General features: G+C 35.0%; 23 protein-coding genes and 1 CRISPR repeat array (1 of these 24 running past the window's edge). Of the genes, 2 read left to right on the forward strand and 21 right to left on the reverse strand.

The window, feature by feature from the left end; genetic code table 11:
* Positions 1-388: 388 nt before the first annotated feature.
* From ACQV2T_RS02805 to ACQV2T_RS02825, 5 genes are all read right to left on the reverse strand, one after another.
* Complete coding sequence (locus ACQV2T_RS02805; protein WP_428873927.1) at positions 389-1,612, reverse strand: AI-2E family transporter; 1,224 nt, start codon at positions 1,610-1,612, stop codon at positions 389-391.
* Between the two features lie 157 nt (positions 1,613-1,769).
* Entirely contained in the window at positions 1,770-4,382 is a 2,613-nt protein-coding gene (clpB, locus tag ACQV2T_RS02810; RefSeq protein WP_428873926.1) for an ATP-dependent chaperone ClpB, read from the reverse strand.
* 157 nt (positions 4,383-4,539) lie between these two features.
* Positions 4,540-4,905: a hypothetical protein gene (locus tag ACQV2T_RS02815; RefSeq protein WP_428873925.1), complete on the reverse strand. Its 366-nt coding sequence runs from the start codon at positions 4,903-4,905 to the stop codon at positions 4,540-4,542.
* 16 nt (positions 4,906-4,921) lie between these two features.
* Positions 4,922-5,764 (reverse strand): serine aminopeptidase domain-containing protein, encoded by an 843-nt coding sequence (locus ACQV2T_RS02820; protein WP_428893215.1) that lies wholly within the window; start codon positions 5,762-5,764, stop codon positions 4,922-4,924.
* A complete protein-coding gene (locus ACQV2T_RS02825) occupies positions 5,764-6,102 on the reverse strand; it encodes a metal-sulfur cluster assembly factor (protein WP_428893216.1) in 339 nt (112 codons plus the stop codon). Before ACQV2T_RS02825 ends, ACQV2T_RS02820 begins: the two co-directional genes overlap by 1 nt.
* A 126-nt stretch (positions 6,103-6,228) precedes the next feature.
* Here ACQV2T_RS02825 and ACQV2T_RS02830 point away from each other — a divergent pair, with 126 nt between their 5' ends.
* Positions 6,229-7,047: a Cof-type HAD-IIB family hydrolase gene (locus ACQV2T_RS02830; protein WP_428893217.1), complete on the forward strand. Its 819-nt coding sequence runs from the start codon at positions 6,229-6,231 to the stop codon at positions 7,045-7,047.
* A 521-nt stretch (positions 7,048-7,568) separates the two neighbouring features.
* Here ACQV2T_RS02830 and ACQV2T_RS02835 read toward each other — a convergent pair.
* Entirely contained in the window at positions 7,569-8,582 is a 1,014-nt protein-coding gene (locus ACQV2T_RS02835) for a YitT family protein (protein WP_428873921.1), read from the reverse strand.
* A 15-nt stretch (positions 8,583-8,597) separates the two neighbouring features.
* Positions 8,598-9,044, reverse strand: coding sequence for a hypothetical protein (locus tag ACQV2T_RS02840; protein WP_428873920.1), 447 nt, complete (start codon positions 9,042-9,044; stop codon positions 8,598-8,600).
* A gap of 148 nt (positions 9,045-9,192) precedes the next feature.
* Between ACQV2T_RS02840 and ACQV2T_RS02845 the strand changes: the two genes are divergently transcribed.
* Positions 9,193-11,085, forward strand: a complete 1,893-nt coding sequence (locus ACQV2T_RS02845) for a fructose-1,6-bisphosphatase (protein WP_428875445.1) — start codon at positions 9,193-9,195, stop codon at positions 11,083-11,085.
* A gap of 147 nt (positions 11,086-11,232) precedes the next feature.
* On the opposite strand, the gene rplS is transcribed toward ACQV2T_RS02845, so the two are convergent.
* From rplS to ACQV2T_RS02915, 14 genes are all read right to left on the reverse strand, one after another.
* Positions 11,233-11,580, reverse strand: a complete 348-nt coding sequence (gene rplS / locus ACQV2T_RS02850; protein WP_428873918.1) for a 50S ribosomal protein L19 — start codon at positions 11,578-11,580, stop codon at positions 11,233-11,235.
* Between the two features lie 126 nt (positions 11,581-11,706).
* Complete coding sequence (trmD, locus tag ACQV2T_RS02855; protein ID WP_428873917.1) at positions 11,707-12,435, reverse strand: tRNA (guanosine(37)-N1)-methyltransferase TrmD; 729 nt, start codon at positions 12,433-12,435, stop codon at positions 11,707-11,709.
* Positions 12,425-12,949, reverse strand: coding sequence for a ribosome maturation factor RimM (gene rimM, locus ACQV2T_RS02860; protein ID WP_428873916.1), 525 nt, complete (start codon positions 12,947-12,949; stop codon positions 12,425-12,427). The genes trmD and rimM overlap by 11 nt, the downstream gene beginning before the upstream one ends.
* Before the next feature lie 169 nt (positions 12,950-13,118).
* Positions 13,119-13,385 (reverse strand): KH domain-containing protein, encoded by a 267-nt coding sequence (locus tag ACQV2T_RS02865; protein WP_428873915.1) that lies wholly within the window; start codon positions 13,383-13,385, stop codon positions 13,119-13,121.
* Between the two features lie 38 nt (positions 13,386-13,423).
* A complete protein-coding gene (gene rpsP, locus ACQV2T_RS02870) occupies positions 13,424-13,696 on the reverse strand; it encodes a 30S ribosomal protein S16 (protein WP_428873914.1) in 273 nt (90 codons plus the stop codon).
* A gap of 90 nt (positions 13,697-13,786) precedes the next feature.
* Positions 13,787-15,262 carry a signal recognition particle protein gene (gene ffh, locus ACQV2T_RS02875; protein ID WP_428873913.1) on the reverse strand — a complete coding sequence of 492 codons (1,476 nt, stop codon included), beginning with the start codon at positions 15,260-15,262 and terminating at the stop codon, positions 13,787-13,789.
* Positions 15,263-15,276: 14 nt separating this feature from the next.
* Positions 15,277-15,603 carry a YlxM family DNA-binding protein gene (gene ylxM / locus ACQV2T_RS02880; protein WP_428893218.1) on the reverse strand — a complete coding sequence of 109 codons (327 nt, stop codon included), beginning with the start codon at positions 15,601-15,603 and terminating at the stop codon, positions 15,277-15,279.
* 192 nt (positions 15,604-15,795) lie between these two features.
* The gene (locus ACQV2T_RS02885; RefSeq protein WP_428875470.1) at positions 15,796-16,254 is read right to left on the reverse strand and encodes an N-acetyltransferase family protein; all 459 of its coding nucleotides are present in this window, start codon (positions 16,252-16,254) and stop codon (positions 15,796-15,798) included.
* 271 nt (positions 16,255-16,525) lie between these two features.
* Positions 16,526-16,741: a helix-turn-helix transcriptional regulator gene (locus ACQV2T_RS02890; protein WP_428873910.1), complete on the reverse strand. Its 216-nt coding sequence runs from the start codon at positions 16,739-16,741 to the stop codon at positions 16,526-16,528.
* A 2-nt stretch (positions 16,742-16,743) separates the two neighbouring features.
* On the reverse strand, positions 16,744-17,061 hold the full coding sequence (locus tag ACQV2T_RS02895; protein ID WP_428873909.1) for a DUF6442 family protein: 318 nt from the start codon (positions 17,059-17,061) through the stop codon (positions 16,744-16,746).
* Positions 17,062-17,356: 295 nt separating this feature from the next.
* A complete protein-coding gene (locus ACQV2T_RS02900) occupies positions 17,357-17,518 on the reverse strand; it encodes a hypothetical protein (protein ID WP_428893219.1) in 162 nt (53 codons plus the stop codon).
* A 462-nt stretch (positions 17,519-17,980) separates the two neighbouring features.
* Positions 17,981-18,334, reverse strand: coding sequence for a helix-turn-helix transcriptional regulator (locus ACQV2T_RS02905; protein ID WP_428873907.1), 354 nt, complete (start codon positions 18,332-18,334; stop codon positions 17,981-17,983).
* 326 nt (positions 18,335-18,660) lie between these two features.
* Positions 18,661-18,978 carry a hypothetical protein gene (locus tag ACQV2T_RS02910; protein ID WP_428892900.1) on the reverse strand — a complete coding sequence of 106 codons (318 nt, stop codon included), beginning with the start codon at positions 18,976-18,978 and terminating at the stop codon, positions 18,661-18,663.
* A 1-nt stretch (position 18,979) separates the two neighbouring features.
* Complete coding sequence (locus ACQV2T_RS02915) at positions 18,980-19,279, reverse strand: DUF2089 family protein (protein ID WP_428873905.1); 300 nt, start codon at positions 19,277-19,279, stop codon at positions 18,980-18,982.
* Positions 19,280-19,921: 642 nt separating this feature from the next.
* A CRISPR array of direct repeats spans positions 19,922-21,504; the repeat unit is 36 nt; unit sequence GTCTTATATCCATTCAAAACAACATAGCTCTAAAAC (it continues 1,093 nt past the right edge of the window).

The following is a 21,504-nucleotide window of genomic DNA, read 5'->3' on the forward strand; positions in this document are numbered from 1 at the left end:
AAAACACCTTTGTTAGGCTGCTTGTTGGCGTTTTAATTCGATTTTGAGTGGATTTATCTCGCTAAGTTCTTCGAATCCTTTGCCATAAGTCTATTGTTTACCGCCGGCTTGATTGAAGCGCTAGGTTTGACTTTAACGATCCCAAGGCCAGCAAATTTTTACTTGAGACGTGTTCTTAATGTTTCATTCATCTATTATTTGATTATTAGTCCGGCCTTCATTTTTCATTTCAATACATTTCGATTTTGTTTCTGCAGAGTAAGCTAGGTGATTAACCCTAATCAAACACCTCCATTAAATTCATTTCACACGAATTCAACGGAGGTGTTTTTATGTTTGCCTCACTATTTGGGGTCAGTGCCTAAATCAGGGAGGGAGTTTAATAAAATTAATTAAAATCTTGATTTGACTCTTGATTATCATCAGCTACTTGCTTAAAAGAGTCGTATTTAGCAATATGTAATAACTTTTGTCTTTCTTCGTAAGAATAAGTCTCACGCTCTAGGACATCGCGCTTAATTATTTTGTAGATAGCGGAAGCTATCGGAACTCCTAGCAACATACCAGCTACTCCGTATAGTCCCCCGCCAATGGTTACAGCGAATAAAACCCACATACCTGGCAATCCTATCGATCCTCCCACAACTCGTGGATAAATGACATTTCCTTCGAATTGCTGGATGAGAATGATAAAGATAATAAACCATAATGCCTGGGGAACCGATTGCACTGAAATTAATAAGGCACCAATAGCTCCTGAAATATAAGCGCCTAGCATAGGAACCAAAGCAAAGAAACCAGTTAGAGATCCAATCATTCCAGCATAAGGAAATCTAAAGATCCACATACCTACGGTAACTAAAAAACCTAATATGATTGCTTCAATCACAGATCCTGTAAAGAAATGTTTAAAAGAGTCATTCAATGTCGTTAACACATAAAATATTCTGCGTGATACCGGCTTACTAGTATAAGTGGTAACGATTCTTAAAAATTGGTCCATTAGTTTTTCTTTCGATAACAGTAAATAGATAGAGAAAATGAAGGCCAATACTCCATTAATAATAATAGAAGTTAAAGAACCGACCGTAGAGAGGGTGGTATTTACTACTCCAGTGATAAATCGATTTCCCATATCTTGAATACTTTTAAGAATATCAGCCCAATTTATTTCAAAACGGTCTAAGAATTCCATCGATTCTGCTGGTAACATTTTCTCAAGATTGGTAAGTGCTTCTTCTATGCGAGTAATTTGAAAGGGAACAGCTGTAATAAACTCTGTAATTACATTGTAAACTTGTGGTAAGACCAAGCCTAAGACAAATAACAATACTAAAATAATTGTTATAAGAGACAAAAGAATGGCGATCGGGCGTCGGTAGGGTTTAATCCAACTTTTATCTGAGACTTTCTTTAGCAAGTCTTCATAACGCACCATTAAAATATTTAAAACATAAGCAATCGCGAGGCCCGAAAGAATCGGTAAAAAAACTTGGCCTAAACGATTAATCCATGAAAAAATCACATCATAATTAAAGATTGCTAAGACTAAACCAGCAATTAAAAAGATGTAGCGAACAACAATTTTATCTAATCTATCAATTTGTTTCAAAAGCATTCCCCTTTCTCATGCATTCTATTCTAGCATCTTTTAGTCCTTTTTACACCATTTAGAAGGTATGTTTTCACTAGTTTAATTGTAAAAAAGGCCCTGATAATCAATCAGGACCCTAACTTATAGTAAAAGATTTAATTAGAAGATTTGGCAATTAATTACCGGATGCTAACCCTTCAAATTGCAAATGATCATTAGCTAAATCCACTTTTACAAGTGAGTTTGGCAGAATATCACCCGCTATAATCGCTTTAGCTAATGGATTTTCCAATTCTTTAGTAATAAAACGTAATAAAGGACGGGCTCCATAAATCGGATCATAACCTTTATCCGCTAGCCAATTGATGGCTTCTGAGGTTAATTGGAGTTCAATTTCTTGATAAGCCAAACGATGACGTAAATCTTTTAAGAATTTCTCTACTACACCTTGTAAATCTGCTCGAGTTAAAGGTTTAAAGAGAACGACATCATCAATTCGGTTGAGAAATTCAGGTTTAAAGTGGTTGCTTAAGGCTTGATTTACTTGTGTTTCTACTTCAGCTAGAATTTCTCCCTTATCACTCACTCCTTCTAATAATAAATGAGAAGCAATATTAGAAGTCATGATTAAAACAGTGTTTTTGAAATCTACAACACGACCTTTAGAATCAGTCAGACGGCCATCATCTAAAACTTGTAAGAGAATATTAAAAACATCTGGGTGAGCTTTTTCAATCTCGTCTAATAAGACAATGGAATATGGACTACGTCTTACAGCTTCTGTTAATTGGCCACCTTCTTCATAACCAATATAACCTGGAGGGGCCCCGACTAAACGAGAAACGGAATGCTTCTCCATGTACTCAGACATATCGATTCGAACCATGTGGTTTTCATCATCGAATAAGACTTCGGCCAAGGACTTGGCTAATTCTGTTTTACCAACACCGGTTGGACCTAGGAAGAGGAAGGAACCAATTGGTTTACGTGGATCTTGCAAACCAGCTCTTGATCTTAGGATAGCTTGTGTTACTTTTTCTACCGCTTCATCTTGCCCCATCACTCTTTGATGAAGCGTTTGATCCAAGTGCATTAACTTGGTTCTTTCTCCTTCAACTAAGCGACTGACTGGAATACCAGTTAATCTTTCAACTACTTTGGCTATTTCAACATCAGTCACACGTTCTTGAGTTAACCGTTCAGTATCAGACTGTAAAGTTTCTTCTGCTTTAGCCTCTAACTCTTTTAATTCTTGCTCTAAATGCGGAATTTCGCCATGCTGTAAGCGAGCCGCTGCTTCAAGATCATAATTACTCTGAGCTTCTTCTAACTGTCTACGCGCATTATCTAAGGCTTCTCGCTTATCTCTTAAAGCGTTAGAAGCTTCTTTTTCTACTTCCCAACGCATTTTCAGTTGATTGGCTTCTTCTCTTAAATCAGCCAATTCTTCTTGAAGATTTTCTAAACGTTTCTTAGAAGCCTCATCAGATTCTTTTTTCAAGGCAGCCTCTTCAATTTCTAATTGCATTAACCGTCGGTTGACAGCATCCATTTCAGTTGGCATAGAATTCATTTCTACGCGAATAGTAGCAGATGCCTCGTCAACTAAGTCAATTGCCTTATCTGGTAAGAAACGATCGGTAATATATCGATGTGATAAGGTTGCAGCGGCCACTAAGGCATTATCATGGATATTGACCCCATGGTGAATCTCGTAACGTTCCTTTAGACCTCTTAGGATAGAAATAGTATCTTCAACTGTTGGTTCTTGGACTAAAACGCGCTGGAATCGACGTTCTAAGGCCTTATCTTTTTCAATGTTTTCACGATACTCGTCTAAGGTTGTCGCACCAATACAGTGCAATTCTCCCCTTGCTAGCATCGGTTTTAACAAATTACCAGCGTCCATCGATCCTTCTGTCTTACCTGCACCAACAATGGTATGAATCTCATCAATGAAGAGTAAAATTCTCCCTTCGGATTCTTTTACCTCTTTAAGAACGGCTTTTAAACGTTCCTCAAATTCTCCACGATATTTTGCTCCTGCTATTAAGGAGCCCATATCTAAGGAATAAAGTTCCTTATCTTTTAAGTTTTCGGGAACATCTTTGCGAACAATTCGATGGGCCAATCCTTCGATAATGGCTGTTTTACCTACACCTGGCTCACCAATTAGAATCGGATTGTTCTTGGTTTTTCTAGATAAAATTCTGATAACATCACGAATTTCTTCATCACGACCGATTACTGGATCCAGCTTATTATTTTTAACCGCATCATTAAGATTCGTTGCATATTTATCTAGAGACTCATAAGTCTCTTCTTGGTTTTGTGATGTCACACGATCTCCCCCTCTTAATTTCTCAATTCTTTCTCTTAGTAGGGACTCATTAATAGCCTTTTGGTTTAACCATTTGGTCAAAGGATTATTTTTTTGCTTATATAAAGCTAGTAGAATCACTTCAGTGGCTAAGTATTCATCCTTATATTTCTTTGCTATTTGACTGGCGTCATTCAATAACTGAGTAAATCTTTGACTAAAGTGTTGGCCATATTGAATATTTTGACCGGCAACTTGAGGTAATTGATCAATTTCTCCTTCAATCACTGCTTGAAAAGCCGACCGATCAACACCTATATCTTCATATAATTTTGCAGCATAATGGTCTGCTTGAATAAATATACGCCATAAATGCGGGATATCAATCTCTTGATGCTGTCTTCTAATAGCAATTTGTTGCGCTTCAGCTATGGCGCTTTGCAAAGTGGTTGTCATTTTTTCTATCATATTCTCACTCCTTAAGGTCAGAATTGGTCAAATTATTTAATCTATATTAAAAGCTCTCTCAAAGAGCTTAAATTGAGTATAACCTATTGGTCAGGAATGGTCAATAGGTTGGGGCAAAATTTTTAGGAAAAAATAAACTTCTACTAAATTACTTAAATTATTTTAAAAAGTAATTAATTTCCACTTGTATAGAATCTAAATCAATCAATGAATGATCCTGATAATATTTCTTAATAGTCTTTTGACTCTGATCAATTATAAAATTTAATTGATGCCAGTCTGAGAGGTCAAGTGCATATTCTTCAATTAATAGAGAGATTCGTTGTAAGACTATATCCTTAATTCGATTCCTTTCGATACTGATTAAGAGAGGAAAGCCACTACGAATATCTGTGGCGATCATTGAGGAGGGTAAAAGAAGAATCAGTTTGAAAACCAATTGATTGATTTGGTCTTGGCTAACTTTTTCAATATAAGAACTTAAATCCACCCGATGGTCTAACCATTGTTTAGTTTTTTGCAAGCAATCACCTTTCTTATTATTCAAAAAAATCTTTTCTTTCTAAAGATAGCTTTTCTACGTACTCCCATATCTGATCGGACTCTTTAAGAGAAGCTGCCTTTAAAAAGCTGGCCATCTTAACAATTTCTTTAAATGGAACCCGATGATAAGCAGGTTCGTGGTTGAAGTATGTATTTTGACTATAGGGTTGATCGATGATGGATTCCACAAATTCTACCGTATCTTGATAAGGAACAAGCGGATCATTTTCGCCATGCCAAATATATAAAGGGCGATTGGCTATCTTTTCGGCTTGCTTACTTAAATCTGACTGATAAATAATGGCAAATTCTTTATGTGTTTCTTTTAAAAGTTGATTATTCGTTAGACTTTGATTAGATGATGACTGGTTATTAATAATATTTTGATCAATCAACTTAGAAATGTGCGCACTCCCCATTAAGGAAACGGCTGCTGAAAGAAATGGGTGTCTACTGAGTAAAAGTAAAGTGGTCATTGCTCCCATTGACATTCCCGAAACTGCCACAAAATTATCCTTAGTCGTCGATTTAAAATGGTCGAATAATAATGGAAATTCTTCTATATTAGCTCGAAGAGCCATTAAAAAACCTTGCAATTCTAGCGACTTTCTATCCCCTCTTTTCCCATGTAAATAGGCATCTGGCATGACTACTCGAAAGCCTTGTCGGGCAATTTCCATACCATAATGTAAATGTTCACCAGCTGAGTTGGTCCACCCATGATAGAAAAAAACAAGTGGTAAGGGCTGATTCACTTGCTCACTAGGAGATAGAGTCCGTCCTGGAAGAGGGCCAAATGGCCCATCTTCAATCACAAAATCAGAAACCATGACATCCATTACATCACTCCTAAAGCTATCTTGGCATAGCGTGATAATTTATCTAAAGACCAGGGTGGATCAAAAGTAATAGTAACTTCAACATTATTAACTTGAGGAACATCTTCGAAAGTTCCATTTAATTCATCCACAATAACATCTGCCATTGGGCACATTGGAGTAGTTAGAGTTAATAAAATCTTTAAAATCCCCTCTCCAGTTAAATCGGCTCGATAAATCAAACCTAAATTAATTAAATCGACCCCTAATTCAGGGTCAATCACATTCGATAAACGATCCACAATCATACGTTCTTCATCATTTAAACTTTTTGTGTCGCGCATTTTTTCTAAATCCATTCAAACGCCTCACTTTCTTTGTTTTCATTCTACATCAATTCAAGCTTTTAGCCAATAATCATGAATAGTTGCCCTTAAGCTTTCATCTTTGCTATAATCGAAGCAATCTCTAAAGGAGGCGAATTAATGAGCCAACATATGATTGCCATTGATTTAGATGGCACTACTCTAAACAATCAATCCAAACTTACTCCTTTAACGATTCAAATATTGCAAAAATTAGATCACATGGGTCATTTAGTTTGTATCGTTACTGGAAGACCTTATCGGACTAGTAAAGAAATTTATCAAGTCTTAAACCTCGTTACACCTATGGTTAATTTTAACGGTGCCTATTGTCACTTCCCTGACCGACCTGAGTGGCTAGCAAGTTACTACCATGAGTTAGATCGTGAAATAGTCTTTGATTTATTTAACCGGCAAGATGAATTAGGCATTCAGCTAGTTTGTGCCGAAGGTAAGGAACGTCTTTATACTTCCTCAATGAATCTTCCTGAGTCACCCTATTATCCAGCCGAAGACGCAAGCTATCAAAAACTTTCTCGACAAACTCTCATTCATAATCCGATTGCTGTAACCCTTTTCACTTCGGAAGCAGACCAAATACCTATTCAAAAGAAAATCATGGCTAGCTATCCAAATCAAGTTTCTGTGCGAACTTGGGGGGGTGAAATACCCGTTTTAGAAGTGGTTAGTAAAAATTTACACAAGGCAGTGGGTGTTAAAACCATTGCTGACTTCTATCATATTCCTCGTCAAAATATTCTAGCCTTCGGTGATGAAGATAACGACTTGGAGATGATTGAATTTGCAGGTCATGGCGTGGCAATGAGTAATGCCATCCAACCCCTCAAAGATATTGCTAACGATATTACTGAGCATTCCAATGATCAAGATGGTCTGGCTCATTATCTTATCGATTATTTTAATCTTTCTTTTAACTAATAATAAGTTATTACTTTATTTCTGGCTTCACTTTGATATAATTTATTTGAAGAGAAAATTCTAATCTTGCTTATTGAAGGAGGCGTTATGATGTTGAAGCAACTTTTCAGTTTGAAAAAATTCAGAAGCTGCATTCAATCACTCTTTCTGAATAGAAACTCTTCCACTCAGCCTGCATTTCTTGGAGGTAACTTCTCAATTAAAATAATCAACTCACATACCCCCTAACCAATTTTTGGTGGGGGTATTTTATTTTATGTCAAGTAAGTGCAGAGACTAATTTGTGAAAGGAGTGTTGGGATTGTCATTAACTCAAACTAAAAAGAAAGGTTAAGGTGATCCAAATGCTTAAATTGCACGTATCTCGCTCCTAGGCGTTAATAGGAATAAAGTAAACCATCCTTTTAGCAAAAGTAATCAGAAACTAAAAAAGAGCAAAGGAAGAATGTACTGACTCCCGAAAGTTGGATTTCATGGTCCAACTTCTTGGGGTCACTATATCCCTTGCTCTTTTACTTTGTTTAGAAATCGTCATCCTCATGCTCGATTCCATCATATAATTGATCAAATTCCATCGGCAGGTTGAAAAAGCTAAAGTCTTCAGATTCCTCTTCTAATGGTCTGTCGACTTGAACTTGTTTCCTCATAGCCTTTTGTTGGTCTCTACTAAAGAAATGTCCTACCACTTTATTCGAACGAATAAAGTTAATAAAAGCTTTAGGGTCTGTTTGTCGAATGGCTTGCTCTAAGGGGAACATTTCATAGCGGTTTAAAACAACCATTAAGACATCTCGTTTATCACGCGAGTAGCCACCTTGTCCTTCAAGAATAGTTACTCCTCGAACAATTGACTTATAAATAGCGTTGACTACTTCATCCGTATTATTAGTAACTACTAAAGCTGTAAGGCGTTGCTCATTGGTATGAATGGCATCAATTGTTTTAGCTAAGGCATAAATGGAGATCAAGGTATAAAGGGCAAATTCCCAATCATATAATAAGCCAGAAGCTAAAATAATTAATGAGTTGATGGCAAAACCAATGAATGCCACATTCATATCAGTAGCACGAGAAATTACCAAAGTAATAATATCTAAACCACCACATGACATACCATATTTAATAGTTATCCCAGAACCAATGCCACAAATCACTCCACCTATAATCGCATTAAGCAACGGATTAGAAGAAATGACTGTTAAAGGAATCATATTAGTTGCTAAGGAAGATACAAAAACAACAATTAAGGTCCAAATAGTAAACTGCTTTCCTAATTTCACCCATGAAAGAATAATAATCGGAATATTAAATAGAAAATAGATATTCCCTACTGTCATATAAGGACCTATAACTGGGATATTCACTGCAAAGTAGTTTAAAATTTGTGCTAAACCAGAAGTACCTGATGAGAAAATATTTCCAGGCATTAAAAAGAGTTTTAAGCCAATACCTATACATAAGGCAGCTGTTAAGGCCACCGTCAGTTCAAATAAAAAGTTTAGCCAAGGTCTTTGTTGTATATATTCAATGATCAATTTATTTTTCCTCCATTAAATCATTGGATTAGCAGATTCGCCTAATTTCTTTTCCAATTCAACAAGTAATGCACGCGCAATACTAGAACCCATTACCAATACTTCATAAATTAAAGTAGGGTCTTGAGTGGCTCTTAGTAGGTTACGCAGGTAAATTTCACCATCTCCTGCCAAATAAAGGTTATAATAACCTGTTTTAGCTTCGTTTAATTCATTGATTGCTTCTAATGCTTCAGGGCGCTGATTATAATCTTTTAATAAATGAACATGACGGTAAATAATCTGAGCATCTAAATGAGCGCCTTTAGCATTTTGAATAATCACTTCTACAACAAGTCTACGCTCTTTACTCACCTTAAATTGAAAACGATATAGGTGGTTTCCGTCTTGAATTTCTTGGTAATTAGCAGGTAATTTCTTTTCTTTTAGTAAAGCATCAAATCTTTCTTTAAATTCTGACATTAATTTCCCTCTTTCCTCACAATAAGTGTAATCGAATTTAAGTATATCAAAGTTTGACTTTGAAACAAAGGATTGACTTTCACAATTAAATTGCATAGCTTATAGATAGAATCATAAAAAATTTATATTATTTGAAAAGAGGTAGGAAATGGATAGATTAGAAAAAGCTCAAACTGTTGAAGATTTAATCGAAATTATAAATCTTGAGGCTATTAAGCAGTTACCTAAAGCAACCGAACATTTTATTTCCGATTTACATGGTGAATTCGAAGCCTTTGATCATTTGCTACGGAACTGCTCAGGTGTTATTTCAATTAAGGTCGATGACCTTTTTCATGATACTCTAACTAAAGATGAAAGGTTAGAATTGTGTTTCAATATTTATTACCCAGAAGACTTGATATTAAATGCCAAAAAAACAAAAGATGAATGGATGACACTCCTAGATCAATTAGTTCAAATTACGCGCCATGTTTCTAGTAAGTATACCCGTTCCAAGGTAAGAAAAGCTCTACCAAAATCCTATGCCTATATTCTAGAAGAACTTATTTATCAATATGACGAAAAAGATAATAAGTCACGCTACTACCACACTATTTTTAACACCGTTATTGACCTCAATCTTGCTGACCACTTTGCCATGGCTTTAGCTCAGTTAATTCAACGTTTTGTGGTTGACCACCTCCATGTATTAGGAGACATCTACGATCGAGGACCAAATCCGGATAAAATCGTAGACCGCCTAATGGAAATTCCTTCGCTTGATATTCAATTAGGCAACCATGATATTATCTGGATTGGTGCCTATTCAGGATCATTAGCTTGTTTGACCAATGTTATCCGTATCCAGCTGCGCTATGGTCATAGTCAACTCTTGAAAGATTATGGAATTGACTTAAGTCGCTTAGCCAAATATGGCCATCGCTATTACCAAGACAATCCAGCCTTTCACCCTCGCGGAGATAATTCCGAATTAAGCCAAGAGGAAATTGATGAAATCACACTCATGCATCAAGCTATTTCGATTATGCAATTCAAAGTGGAAAGTCAAATTATCCAACGGCGTCCTGAATTCAATATGGAAGAAAGACTCTTACTGGATAAATTATCCGCTGACCGTCAAAGTGTCGTGGTTGAGGGCGTTGAATACCCAATTAAGAACGGTTGCTTCCAAAGGGTCGATTCTGCAGAACCCTTTGAACTGACTTTAGGCGAGGAATTAGTACTCTTAGACTTATTGCATCAATTCCAAAATTCTGAAAAGTTACAACGTCATATTAACTTTTTAGTCTCAAAGGGAACCATGTATAAGTGCTACAATGGCAACTTACTTTTCCACGGCTGTATCCCCACTCATCAAGACGGGGAATTTATGAAAGTCACCCTAGATGGTAAAGAATATAGTGGACGCAGTTTGATGGAAAAGTTTGGCGAATCGATTACACGAACTTTTCTAGATAAGAACTCTATGGATGATTTTGATACCGATTTAGTATGGTATTTATGGTGTGGTCCTGTTTCTACACTCTTTGGTAAACATGCCATGAAAACATTTGAACGTTACTTTCTTGAAGATAAAACAACCCATAAAGAAATTCAAAATCCATATTATGAGTTAAGGAATGATGAAGATTTTTGCCTAAAAATGCTGGCAGAGTTTGATTTAGAACCGACCGGCTATATTATTAACGGACACACACCTGTTAAAGCCGTCGCAGGTGAAAAACCGGTTAAAGCCAATGGAAAAATGTTAGTCATCGATGGTGGCTTGGCAAAACCTTATCAAAAAGTAACCGGCATTGCCGGCTATACCCTAGTAGATAATTCATTTGAAATTTATATCTGTGCTCACCAGCCATTTACAAGCAGAGAAGATGCTATTGCCTCACGCTTTGATATCCTACCAAAGAAATATGTAGTGACTGAAAAACCAAAACGTTATTATGTTGCCGATACTGATATTGGATTAAGCTTGACTCGGCAAGCTAATGAATTAAAGAAGAACTTACCTACATATCGCTCGGATATCTTTGAACAATAAAATAGTTTCTCATTTAAATGTAGAGAGGAGACCCTCAAAAGAACGTTTTAAACGCTAACTTTTGGGAGTCTCCTCATGTTTATTTTAAATGAAAAAAATTTCCTAACAAAAAAAGAAAGCCTACAGAATAGGCTTTCTGAGTCTTTTCTAACGTCCGCGTTCTCTGATACGTGCTGCTTTTCCAGACAATGAACGGATGTAGTATAACTTAGCACGACGTACTCTACCTTTACGTGTTACTTCTAATTTAGCGACACGTGGTGAATGTACAGGGAATGTACGTTCAACACCTACTCCATTAGAAATTTTACGAACAGTATATGTTTCACTGATTCCAACACCACGACGCTTAATTACTAAGCCTTCAAAGATTTGAATACGCTCACGTTCACCTTCAACGATCAGGGCATGAACACGAACATTATCTCCAGGACGGAAATCAGGAACATCATCACGTAATTGAGTTTGGGTAATTTTATCGATTAAATTACTCATTTTCATTTCTCCTTCCAACAAATATTCTTAAATAGTCTTTCTATTTAGCGGAATATCGTTAATTCGGGTCAATAGACCACTTAAACAATTATACAAGAAATAAAACACTTGTAAAGGCTCAATTGCTTAATTTTGAGCCAAATTTTTAAATTCTTCTAGCCACTGCTCTTCTTGCTTACTTAAGCTACGTTTTTTTAACATATCGGGTCTTCTTTCAACTGTTTTTCTCAAACTTTCTTTTTGACGCCATTGGTCAATTCGCTCATGATGACCACTCAATAAAACCTCTGGCACTTCCATTCCGCGAAAATTTTGCGGTCTTGTATATTGAGGGTATTCTAACAAATGATCTTGAAAAGACTCACTGACAATGGATTCAGCATTCCCGACAACTTCCGGTATTAACCTTACTGTCGCATCAATCATCACCATAGTCGGTAACTCCCCGTTGGTTAAAACATAATCACCTAAGGAAACTTCTTGAGAGACATAAGAACGGATCCGTTCATCAAAGCCTTCATAATGGCCGCAAATAAAAACCAACTCATCTTTTGTCGACCACTCTTGCGCCATAGTTTGCGTAAAGGGTTCGCCAGTAGGATCCACCAAGATAATCGGTGTCTTTGAATCTAAGTCGAGACTTTCTAAACATTCCACTATCGGTTCAGGACGCAACAACATACCTGCTCCACCACCATAGGGATAATCATCGACATGACCGTGCTTATTAACGGCAAATTGGCGAAAATCAAGGGTGGAAAACTCAAGAATCCCCTTATCTTGAGCAGCCTTCATTAATGACTCCTGCATAGGGGCAAACATTTGCGGAAAAAGCGTTAATACTTTAACCTTCATCAACAAGTCCCTCCATTAACTCCACCGTTACTTTTCCTTGAGCTAAATCCACTTCTTTAACAACATCATCAATAAAAGGAAGTAAGATATCTTTTTGTTTAGCTTTTTCAGCTTTAACCACCCAAACATCATTAGAACCTAAGGCCATGATTTCTTTAATCTTTCCTAATTTTTCACCTTGATTTGTATATACACTTAAACCAATAATTTGGTGGTGATAATAAGCCCCTTCTTCTAGTTCTTGCTGGTCATCAGCAGGAATAGCTAAAGTTAGCCCTTTAAAGCTTTCAACTTGATTAATATTACTAAACTCTTTGAATTTCACAAGATAAGAACCCTTATGTTCTTGGAAGGATTCAACAGTCACTTGCTGGATACTTTTTCCGTCTTTCATTACAAATAAACGATTCTCTTTAGCAAAACGTTCCTCTATGAAGTCGGTGTCCATCAATAATTTTAATTGCCCTTTAATACCAAAGGTATTGACAATCCTTGCAACTTGATAATATTCCATATGTGTTCCTCCTGTAAATTCATTTGTAAGTTAAGGGTATAAAAAGTTGTGTTCTTTGTCTAAAGTTTTGAGTACGAGTTTACTCAGGGCACATACAAAAAGACACTAACTTAAGTTAGACTCAGTTTAGTGCCTTAAGATGGAATAAATAATAAGTTACCCTATTATTTTACTCTTCTTCATTATCATTGAGGTCATCAGCAATGACGATACGTGAGCGTTTTTGATCACGTAGACGAACACTGTAAACAATTGTTCGAATTGCTCGAATGACACGGCCTTTTCTACCAATAATTCGTCCTACATCATCAGGATGTAAGATTAAATGATACTCCATAAATTCTTCAGTATCATGAAGTTCAATTTGAAACTCCTCTGGGTGGTCTATTAAAGGTTCCACAATAGTTTGAATTAAACGTTCAATTTTTTCTGTCATTGAGAGCACATCCTTATCTTTTGACGCTATTGATTAGGCTATTTGCTTAATTTAGATTCGTGGAATTTTTGCATAATTCCTTGACTGGATAAAAGGTTACGAACGGTATCTGAGGGTTGTGCCCCATTTGCTAACCATTCTAAAGCCTTCTCTTCATCAATTACTAATTCTCTTGGTTCTGAAACAGGATTGTAAGTACCGATTTTTTCGATAATACGACCGTCACGTGGAGAACGTGCATCTGCTACCACGATACGGTAGAAAGGACGCTTCTTAGCTCCTGAACGCTTTAAACGAATTTTAACTGCCATGTATTTCACCTCCATAAGTTCTATCACAGTTATGAATAATAACAGAAAAAAAACAATCTGTAAAGGGTTTTTCCTTTACAGACTAAAAATTTATTTACGCTTGCGTTTTTTCTTCAACAGACGGGCAATTTTCTTTTGTTCTTGCTCTTTTTGAATCTGCTCTGGCGATTGTATTTTACCCAAAGAAGGTATGCCCATATTTGGCATTCCACCCTTTTGTCCTCCTTGTTGCAATTGATTCATCATTTTGTTCATGCCCCCCATTTTACCATTGGACATTTGACTCATCATTTCACGCGATTGGTTGAATTGCTTAATTAATTGATTAACTTGTTGTAAGGATTGACCACAGCCAGCCGCAATCCTGCGTCGACGACTTTGGGAAATGACATCTGGATTGGTTCTTTCATAAGGAGTCATGGATTGAACCACTGCTTTGACTCGATTCATCTCTTTATCATCGATATTAAAATCTTCCAGACCAGGAATTTTATTCATACCAGGGATCATCTTAAGTAGGTCTTTAATAGGCCCCATTTTACGAACTTGATCCATTTGATCAATAAAATCATTAAAATCAAAGGAAGCATCTTTAATTTTATCAGCCATCTTAGCTGCTTGTTCTTCATCAAAATCTTGTTGAGCCTTCTCAATAAGGGTCATCATATCGCCCATACCGAGAATTCGTCCTGCCATACGATCCGGATGGAAAGGCTCAAGTGCACTTAATTGCTCACCTTGCCCGGTATATTTTATCGGTTTGTCGATAATGGCACGAATAGAAAGCGCGGCTCCTCCTCGTGTATCACCATCTAATTTGGTAATAACAACACCGGTAATATCTAGCGAGTCGTTAAAGGCCGCTGCTACGTTTACAGCATCTTGACCGGTCATAGCATCGACGGTTAAGAGGATTTCATCGGGCTGAACAGCTGCTTTAATCTGACGCAGCTCTTCCATTAATTCTTCATTTACGTGAAGACGACCCGCCGTATCGATTAAGACCACTTCGTTACCATTTAAACGCGCCTGTTGAAGAGCTTCTCTAGCAATCTCGACCGGATTTGCTTGCGTTCCTTGACTGAAAACATCAAAACCAAGTTGTCGACCAATCGTTTGGAGTTGGTCAATGGCTGCTGGACGATAAACATCCCCAGCAACTAGCAAGGGTTTCTTTAAACCTTGCTCTTTTAAATGTTTCGCCAATTTACCCACCGTAGTTGTTTTACCAGCCCCTTGCAAACCAGCCATCATAATTACGGTTGGTGGTTGTTTAGAGATATTAATCGGGGTATGCTCGCCCCCCATTAATTCGGTTAATTCTTCATTAACAATTTTAACCACTTGTTGAGCCGGTGACAGTGAGTCTAGGACTTCTGATCCGAGGGCTCTCTCATTTACTTTCTTTACAAAAGTCTTCACTACCTTGAAGTTAACGTCCGCTTCCAGTAAAGCAAGTCGGATCTCACGCATCATTTGTTTAAGGTCGGCTTCGGTAATTTTTTCCCCTTTACCGACAAATGAAATGGAATTTTGTAATCGTTCGGATAATGCTTCAAATGCCATAATATTGCTCCTTTTTAGCTTTCTAATTGAATTAAATAGTCAATTTTTTCTAATATGTCATCTTGATCTGCCACCATTGAGCGAATTTCTTTTAAATGTTTCAGTCGGTCATTGCTTTTGGCTAAAATACGTAACTTTTCCTCATAGCTTTCTAATATTTTTTCTGAACGTTTTAGAATATCATGCACAGCCTGGCGACTAATCTCATAATAGTCTCCGATCTCCGATAATGATAAATCTTCTTCGTAATAAGATTGCATCATGGATAATTGACGATCCGTTAGGAGAGAACCATAGTAGGAAAGTAATTGATTGAGATAGATTGTTTTTTCAAGTGACATCTTAAGCTCCCCTATTGATTAATAACTAGCTAGAATAAGTAACAGTCTTTAAAAAAAATACTTAACATTCAATCGCGACTTTTAAATAAATTTACTCCTCCTATTTTAGCATGATTTCAGCCGTCTCACAAATCGATAAGTGAAAAGCTGGGATTAAAGAAAAAGATGTCTTCTATAAGTTGCTTTGGCTTTCTAAAACTTAGATAATGTCTTTCTTAAAATTATTTCTTTACTAGATGTTCCATGTTCAAAGGCCTTATAAAAACGGCTCGCCGCTTGATTCTCTGCCTGGATTAAAAAGTACTGATTTATTTCTTCTTGTAAGCAAATATTCTCAAATGCTTTAAATAATGACTGAGCCACTCCCCTGTGTCGATAGTCTGGCAGTGTATAGACCCAATTGACATAGGCCATCCTATAAGAATCTTGAATGCAAAGATAAGAATGAAACTCCAACCTACCCACAATCTGATGGTCCTCATAAGCTAATAAAGAGCGACTTAGTTCGTTGGGTTGATTGGAAACCACTTTAATTATCGCTTCTTCATCTATATCATCCGTTGTCATCCTATCCGGTTCTATTGCCAATGCTTTGTTCAAATAAATGATAAACTCTTCTACGTTTTCTTTTGAAAGTTCTTTGATTTCCATTTTTCTCCCCTTAATCTATAAATATACTATGCTGAATCATCTCTCTATTTTATTAAAAACTATCTGTCCTTAAGACTGTTGTCCATAAACTAGATTCAATCAAGACTTCATCTGATAGCTTAAGCTTAACAGAATAGTCTTTGTTAAACAGTAAAAATAAAGATAAAATAAAAAGAATAGAGCAAAAAACGAACTCCATTCTTTAAGATTCCATTTATTCAACTATTCAGTCTGTTTTAAGAAGTACACCGAAGATCAACACCTACTTAAATTAGCCAAAGTAAAATAACTCTTCAAATTTTTTATCTAAAGCAATGCAAATAATAAGCGCTAATCTTGCGGATGGATTAAATTGTCCTTTTTCGATAGCACTAATAGTTTGTCGAGAAGCCCCCACTAATTTGGCTAATTCTTCCTGAGTCAAACTTTTCTCTGCTCTAGCAACTTTTAAGCGATTTAGTAAAACTAATTCTTCTTTTTTTCCCATATTTAAAAAACTCCGTAACTACTTAATAATGAGGCAAATCCTAATATAATAGCTAATATAGCTATGATCCCACTTACCAAATAGAGCTTTTTATCTGGCATTTTAGAATACTGATAAAATGAAGCCGCAGCTACTTGAGCCATTAAGATTATCATAATGTCTATGGCTGATTCATTAAAGATAACCCTCAAAACAATAAGAAGTAACATTACAACCGATACTCCTACCCACCCAATTTGAAAAGCTTTCGTATTAATGGCTTCGTCCCTTTCGTCTTTTTGTGCTCGCTGTGCTTTTTTTAAAACATCCTCTTTTTCCATAGTTTGCTCCTCCTTTAACTATTATCTAAATAATAACATTTCAAAAGAGATATGTAAAGTATTGTTGTCACCATGTAAAGTTTAATTGCTTTTGTGTTTTCACATTCCTGTCTTTTATGTGGTAGATTGCAAAATTCTATCCATATCGCCTAGTATTCTAACCATAACCCTATAGCCTTAGTAGGGCTTTCAAACAAAAACAAAAGAACAGAGTTAGAACTAGCTCTATCCTTAACGGTCAATTGATTCAGCTGTTCAGTTGATTTTAAGAATTAGATCGAAGATCACTCAGAAATTAAAATGGGTATTGAATTTGATCAAGGTGACTACTTTTAATCATTAGTTCTTTATACAAACGATAAGCCAAAATTTCGCCTAAATAAGCAAAGGCTGAAGACAAAGGCATTACAACAAGGATAGCGTTAAGAGGTAAGATGAGTATGAAAAGACTCATCATTTTTCAGTTAATATGGACTAGACAGTTCGCAAGTCGAGGGAAATAGATTATTCCTATTAAGACAGGTCATAACATTTTCTTAACTAAATGTTCTGGGGCTTGTAGAAATAATGTGATATCAAGTGGTGTCAATAAGCTGATCACTAAGAGTTTTCTTTTTGTGTTCTTCATAAAATTCTCCTTGTTTAGTCTGCCAACTTCCTACTCTCTATAATATACGTACCATTCAGATACACTACCCCCTTTCAAGATTGACTGTCATCTTTAAAAGAGTTTATAAATCAGCTAGTTTGACAGCTTAAGTTGTTTAATTTACTTTTTCTTGGCAAATAAAACAAAAAAACAACTACTTCCTAAGTCTAAAAGTAGATTTAGAAAAAAGTTGTTTTAAGGATTATAAATAGAATGACTAAGGATTAACTAATTACCTTTAAATAAACTTGCTTCATTGAAATAAACGATTTAGGGCATAAAATGCCCCCACCCTTTTCCAATTGCATAGCCGGCACCATAGAAAAAAGCAACAATCAGTAACCCATAAACGATCATTTTTAAAATCTCTGTTATTTTTTGGTATTTTTCCAATTCATTTGCATCTTTTTCAACTTTTTTCATCAGATCAACATCCCCTCTTAACATATAATCTATAGATATTTGATAAAAATTACTAATCTTAATCAAGGTTGGAATATCAGGAAAGCTTTTTCCTACTTCCCAACTAGACAATGTTTGTCGTGTGACATTCAACGAATCAGCAACCTGCTGCTGAGTAAGTTTAAGTTCTTTTCTCTTTTCCTTTAAGATCTCATTGAGCATCGTCTTCACCTCCTAAATTTAAGATAGGCTTTATCAGAGTTTTGGCCTAGCAATTTGAAATTGCAAGTGATCATATTTTGGCAAATATTCTTTGCATGGCGATTATATCAGGGATTGCTTTGAATTTATATCATTCAAATGAATTGTTAAGACTTTCAACTGTCCTATTTATTTTTAGCAAATAATATGAATTCCCATATTTAAAAGAGACTCGAATGGTTCTCTTTTATAGTTCTTAATATTTTTCATAATTTTCTGACTAAAAGCAAAAGATTATTTAAATTTAAATTAAAAGTTTTATTTTTATAATTTCTAACATAATTCTATTATAAATCTCTAATTTTCATTTTTTCAATTTGGGAAGAAATTTTTAATTGCTTTCTCATAGCAAAATATATAGCTAATAGAATAAAGGTAGGTATATTGTTTACTAAGAGTGTCGATACAAAATCCATTAAACTTTTCATGTTATCGGATTGTTCCAGGGGGGTGATGGTTAAAACAAGTGATAAAGACATAGAATAGACAAAACTTAAAGAGGGCAGTATCAAGCCAAACCATTTATTTTTAAGTTTAGATAATAATATTTGTAAGATAATAATTAATGCCCCATATACAATAAACATAATCAAAGCAGCTCTCATATCATTCAACTCCTTTCATCTTTTTATACTCTGAAACCAAAATTTTAGCTGTTTCAAAATCAAGCTTATCATTAACAGCCAATCGTTTAATTAAAGAGATATAAGGTTCATTTGCAATATCATCGCTCATTTGAATTTTTTGGATAAGCCTATCTAACCTTAGTCTTACTGTCGGATATGTAACCTCATATTGTTTAGCGATTTCTTTTAAAGAGCCAGATGCTAATATAAATCTTTTGATAAAAGATAAATCTTCTTCTTCAAGATTTGCCATCCATTCAGGAATAATATTAATTTTCATTTCACCCTCCTTCTTTAATTAAGTTAAAGTTATCATTTAATATTATTAAAGTCAATCTTTATCCTATACTTTTACATTATTTAAATTAGGTTTATATAAAAACTGTTTTTAGTGATAAAATGAAGCTTAACTCAACAATTGATTCTAGTGAGACTACTATTTAGGAATTAAACTAAAAGCTAGCTTTAATTTTAGTATAAAGTTTAACTATTAGCCTGAGATAATTATTATATCGGCCTCTCTTAAAAACAACTTCATTATTGCTAAAAAAGAGTAAGTTATAACACTTCATAACTTACTCCTTTTTTTATATTTGATTTAAGAAAGCTAGTCATACTAACTCATAGCTCTTTGCTAACTGATTAGAGAAAAAAATTCAGCAAAATATTCTGCGAGTGTAGTATCAAATAAATATATTGATAGACCATTGACCATGGCACTAAAAATATAAAACAAAAACAAAAAAGAATAGTTTCTTTAAAGCACTTTTAATAGTCTTATTCATATTTATCCCTTATGTTATAAAATTTTATCGCATGAGATAATTGATCGTTATCCATTGTTAAGAAGACAACCTTAATAGAGCTTATCCCCTTACAAGATAATTGAAATTCCTAACTTAGAATTAACTAATTAGAGATTGACATATATCCATTCAAAACAACATAGCTCTAAAACCTAGCAATTCTTCATTATCTTCGAACTCGAGTCTTATATCCATTCAAAACAACATAGCTCTAAAACATTCATAAATAACTTAGCTTTAATTTTAAAGTCTTATATCCATTCAAAACAACATAGCTCTAAAACAGATGTGTTTCATAGGCTCCAATTCCTAACGTCTTATATCCATTCAAAACAACATAGCTCTAAAACATGTTTTCTCTTAATCGTTTAATCAAATCAGTCTTATATCCATTCAAAACAACATAGCTCTAAAACTGTTTGGTTACCAATTCAATCGAGATAATGGTCTTATATCCATTCAAAACAACATAGCTCTAAAACTTAGCAAAGGACTTGATCCTGAACTTCCTGGTCTTATATCCATTCAAAACAACATAGCTCTAAAACACAAGTATCTATTAAACTATAAAAAAACATGTCTTATATCCATTCAAAACAACATAGCTCTAAAACAGTGATACATATATATATAGAAAAGATATAGTCTTATATCCATTCAAAACAACATAGCTCTAAAACTTGAGAATGACCTGTACCAGTTTTTACTATGTCTTATATCCATTCAAAACAACATAGCTCTAAAACCAGATTCATTGTTTACTTTATACATTCAAAGTCTTATATCCATTCAAAACAACATAGCTCTAAAACAATATTAGCGGCTATGGGTCCAGTTTTATTGTCTTATATCCATTCAAAACAACATAGCTCTAAAACTTAACACGTTTCTCTAAAATAACACCTTGAGTCTTATATCCATTCAAAACAACATAGCTCTAAAACCGCCCGTTTGAACGCCCCCAAACTTTTCATGTCTTATATCCATTCAAAACAACATAGCTCTAAAACTTACTATCAATAACTTTTACATCACGATCCGTCTTATATCCATTCAAAACAACATAGCTCTAAAACACGGTAACAGTTTTATAAGAACTAATAAAGGTCTTATATCCATTCAAAACAACATAGCTCTAAAACTTAGCATTTGTATTATAATCTGCTTCATCAGTCTTATATCCATTCAAAACAACATAGCTCTAAAACTGTACTTGTGTTTTCTTTTAGGTTTAAATTGTCTTATATCCATTCAAAACAACATAGCTCTAAAACTACGATCTTCTCATAACTAAATTCCTCATAGTCTTATATCCATTCAAAACAACATAGCTCTAAAACATGGTATAGAAATAGAAATTGAGACAAATAGTCTTATATCCATTCAAAACAACATAGCTCTAAAACGCAAGGGTATATTATTGAGGCTATCTAAAAGTCTTATATCCATTCAAAACAACATAGCTCTAAAACTAGGATAGCCAGTATCAGATTCGATACCGAGTCTTATATCCATTCAAAACAACATAGCTCTAAAACAGGGAATGGTGGGAAGTGGGGGAAGTGGTGGTCTTATATCCATTCAAAACAACATAGCTCTAAAACATAATATAAATATCAAGTCGATAATAAATTGTCTTATATCCATTCAAAACAACATAGCTCTAAAACGTCTATATCTTAACACGAACCGAAAAACA

The organism is Facklamia sp. P13069, from assembly GCF_050409405.1.
GTDB lineage: Bacteria > Bacillota > Bacilli > Lactobacillales > Aerococcaceae > Facklamia.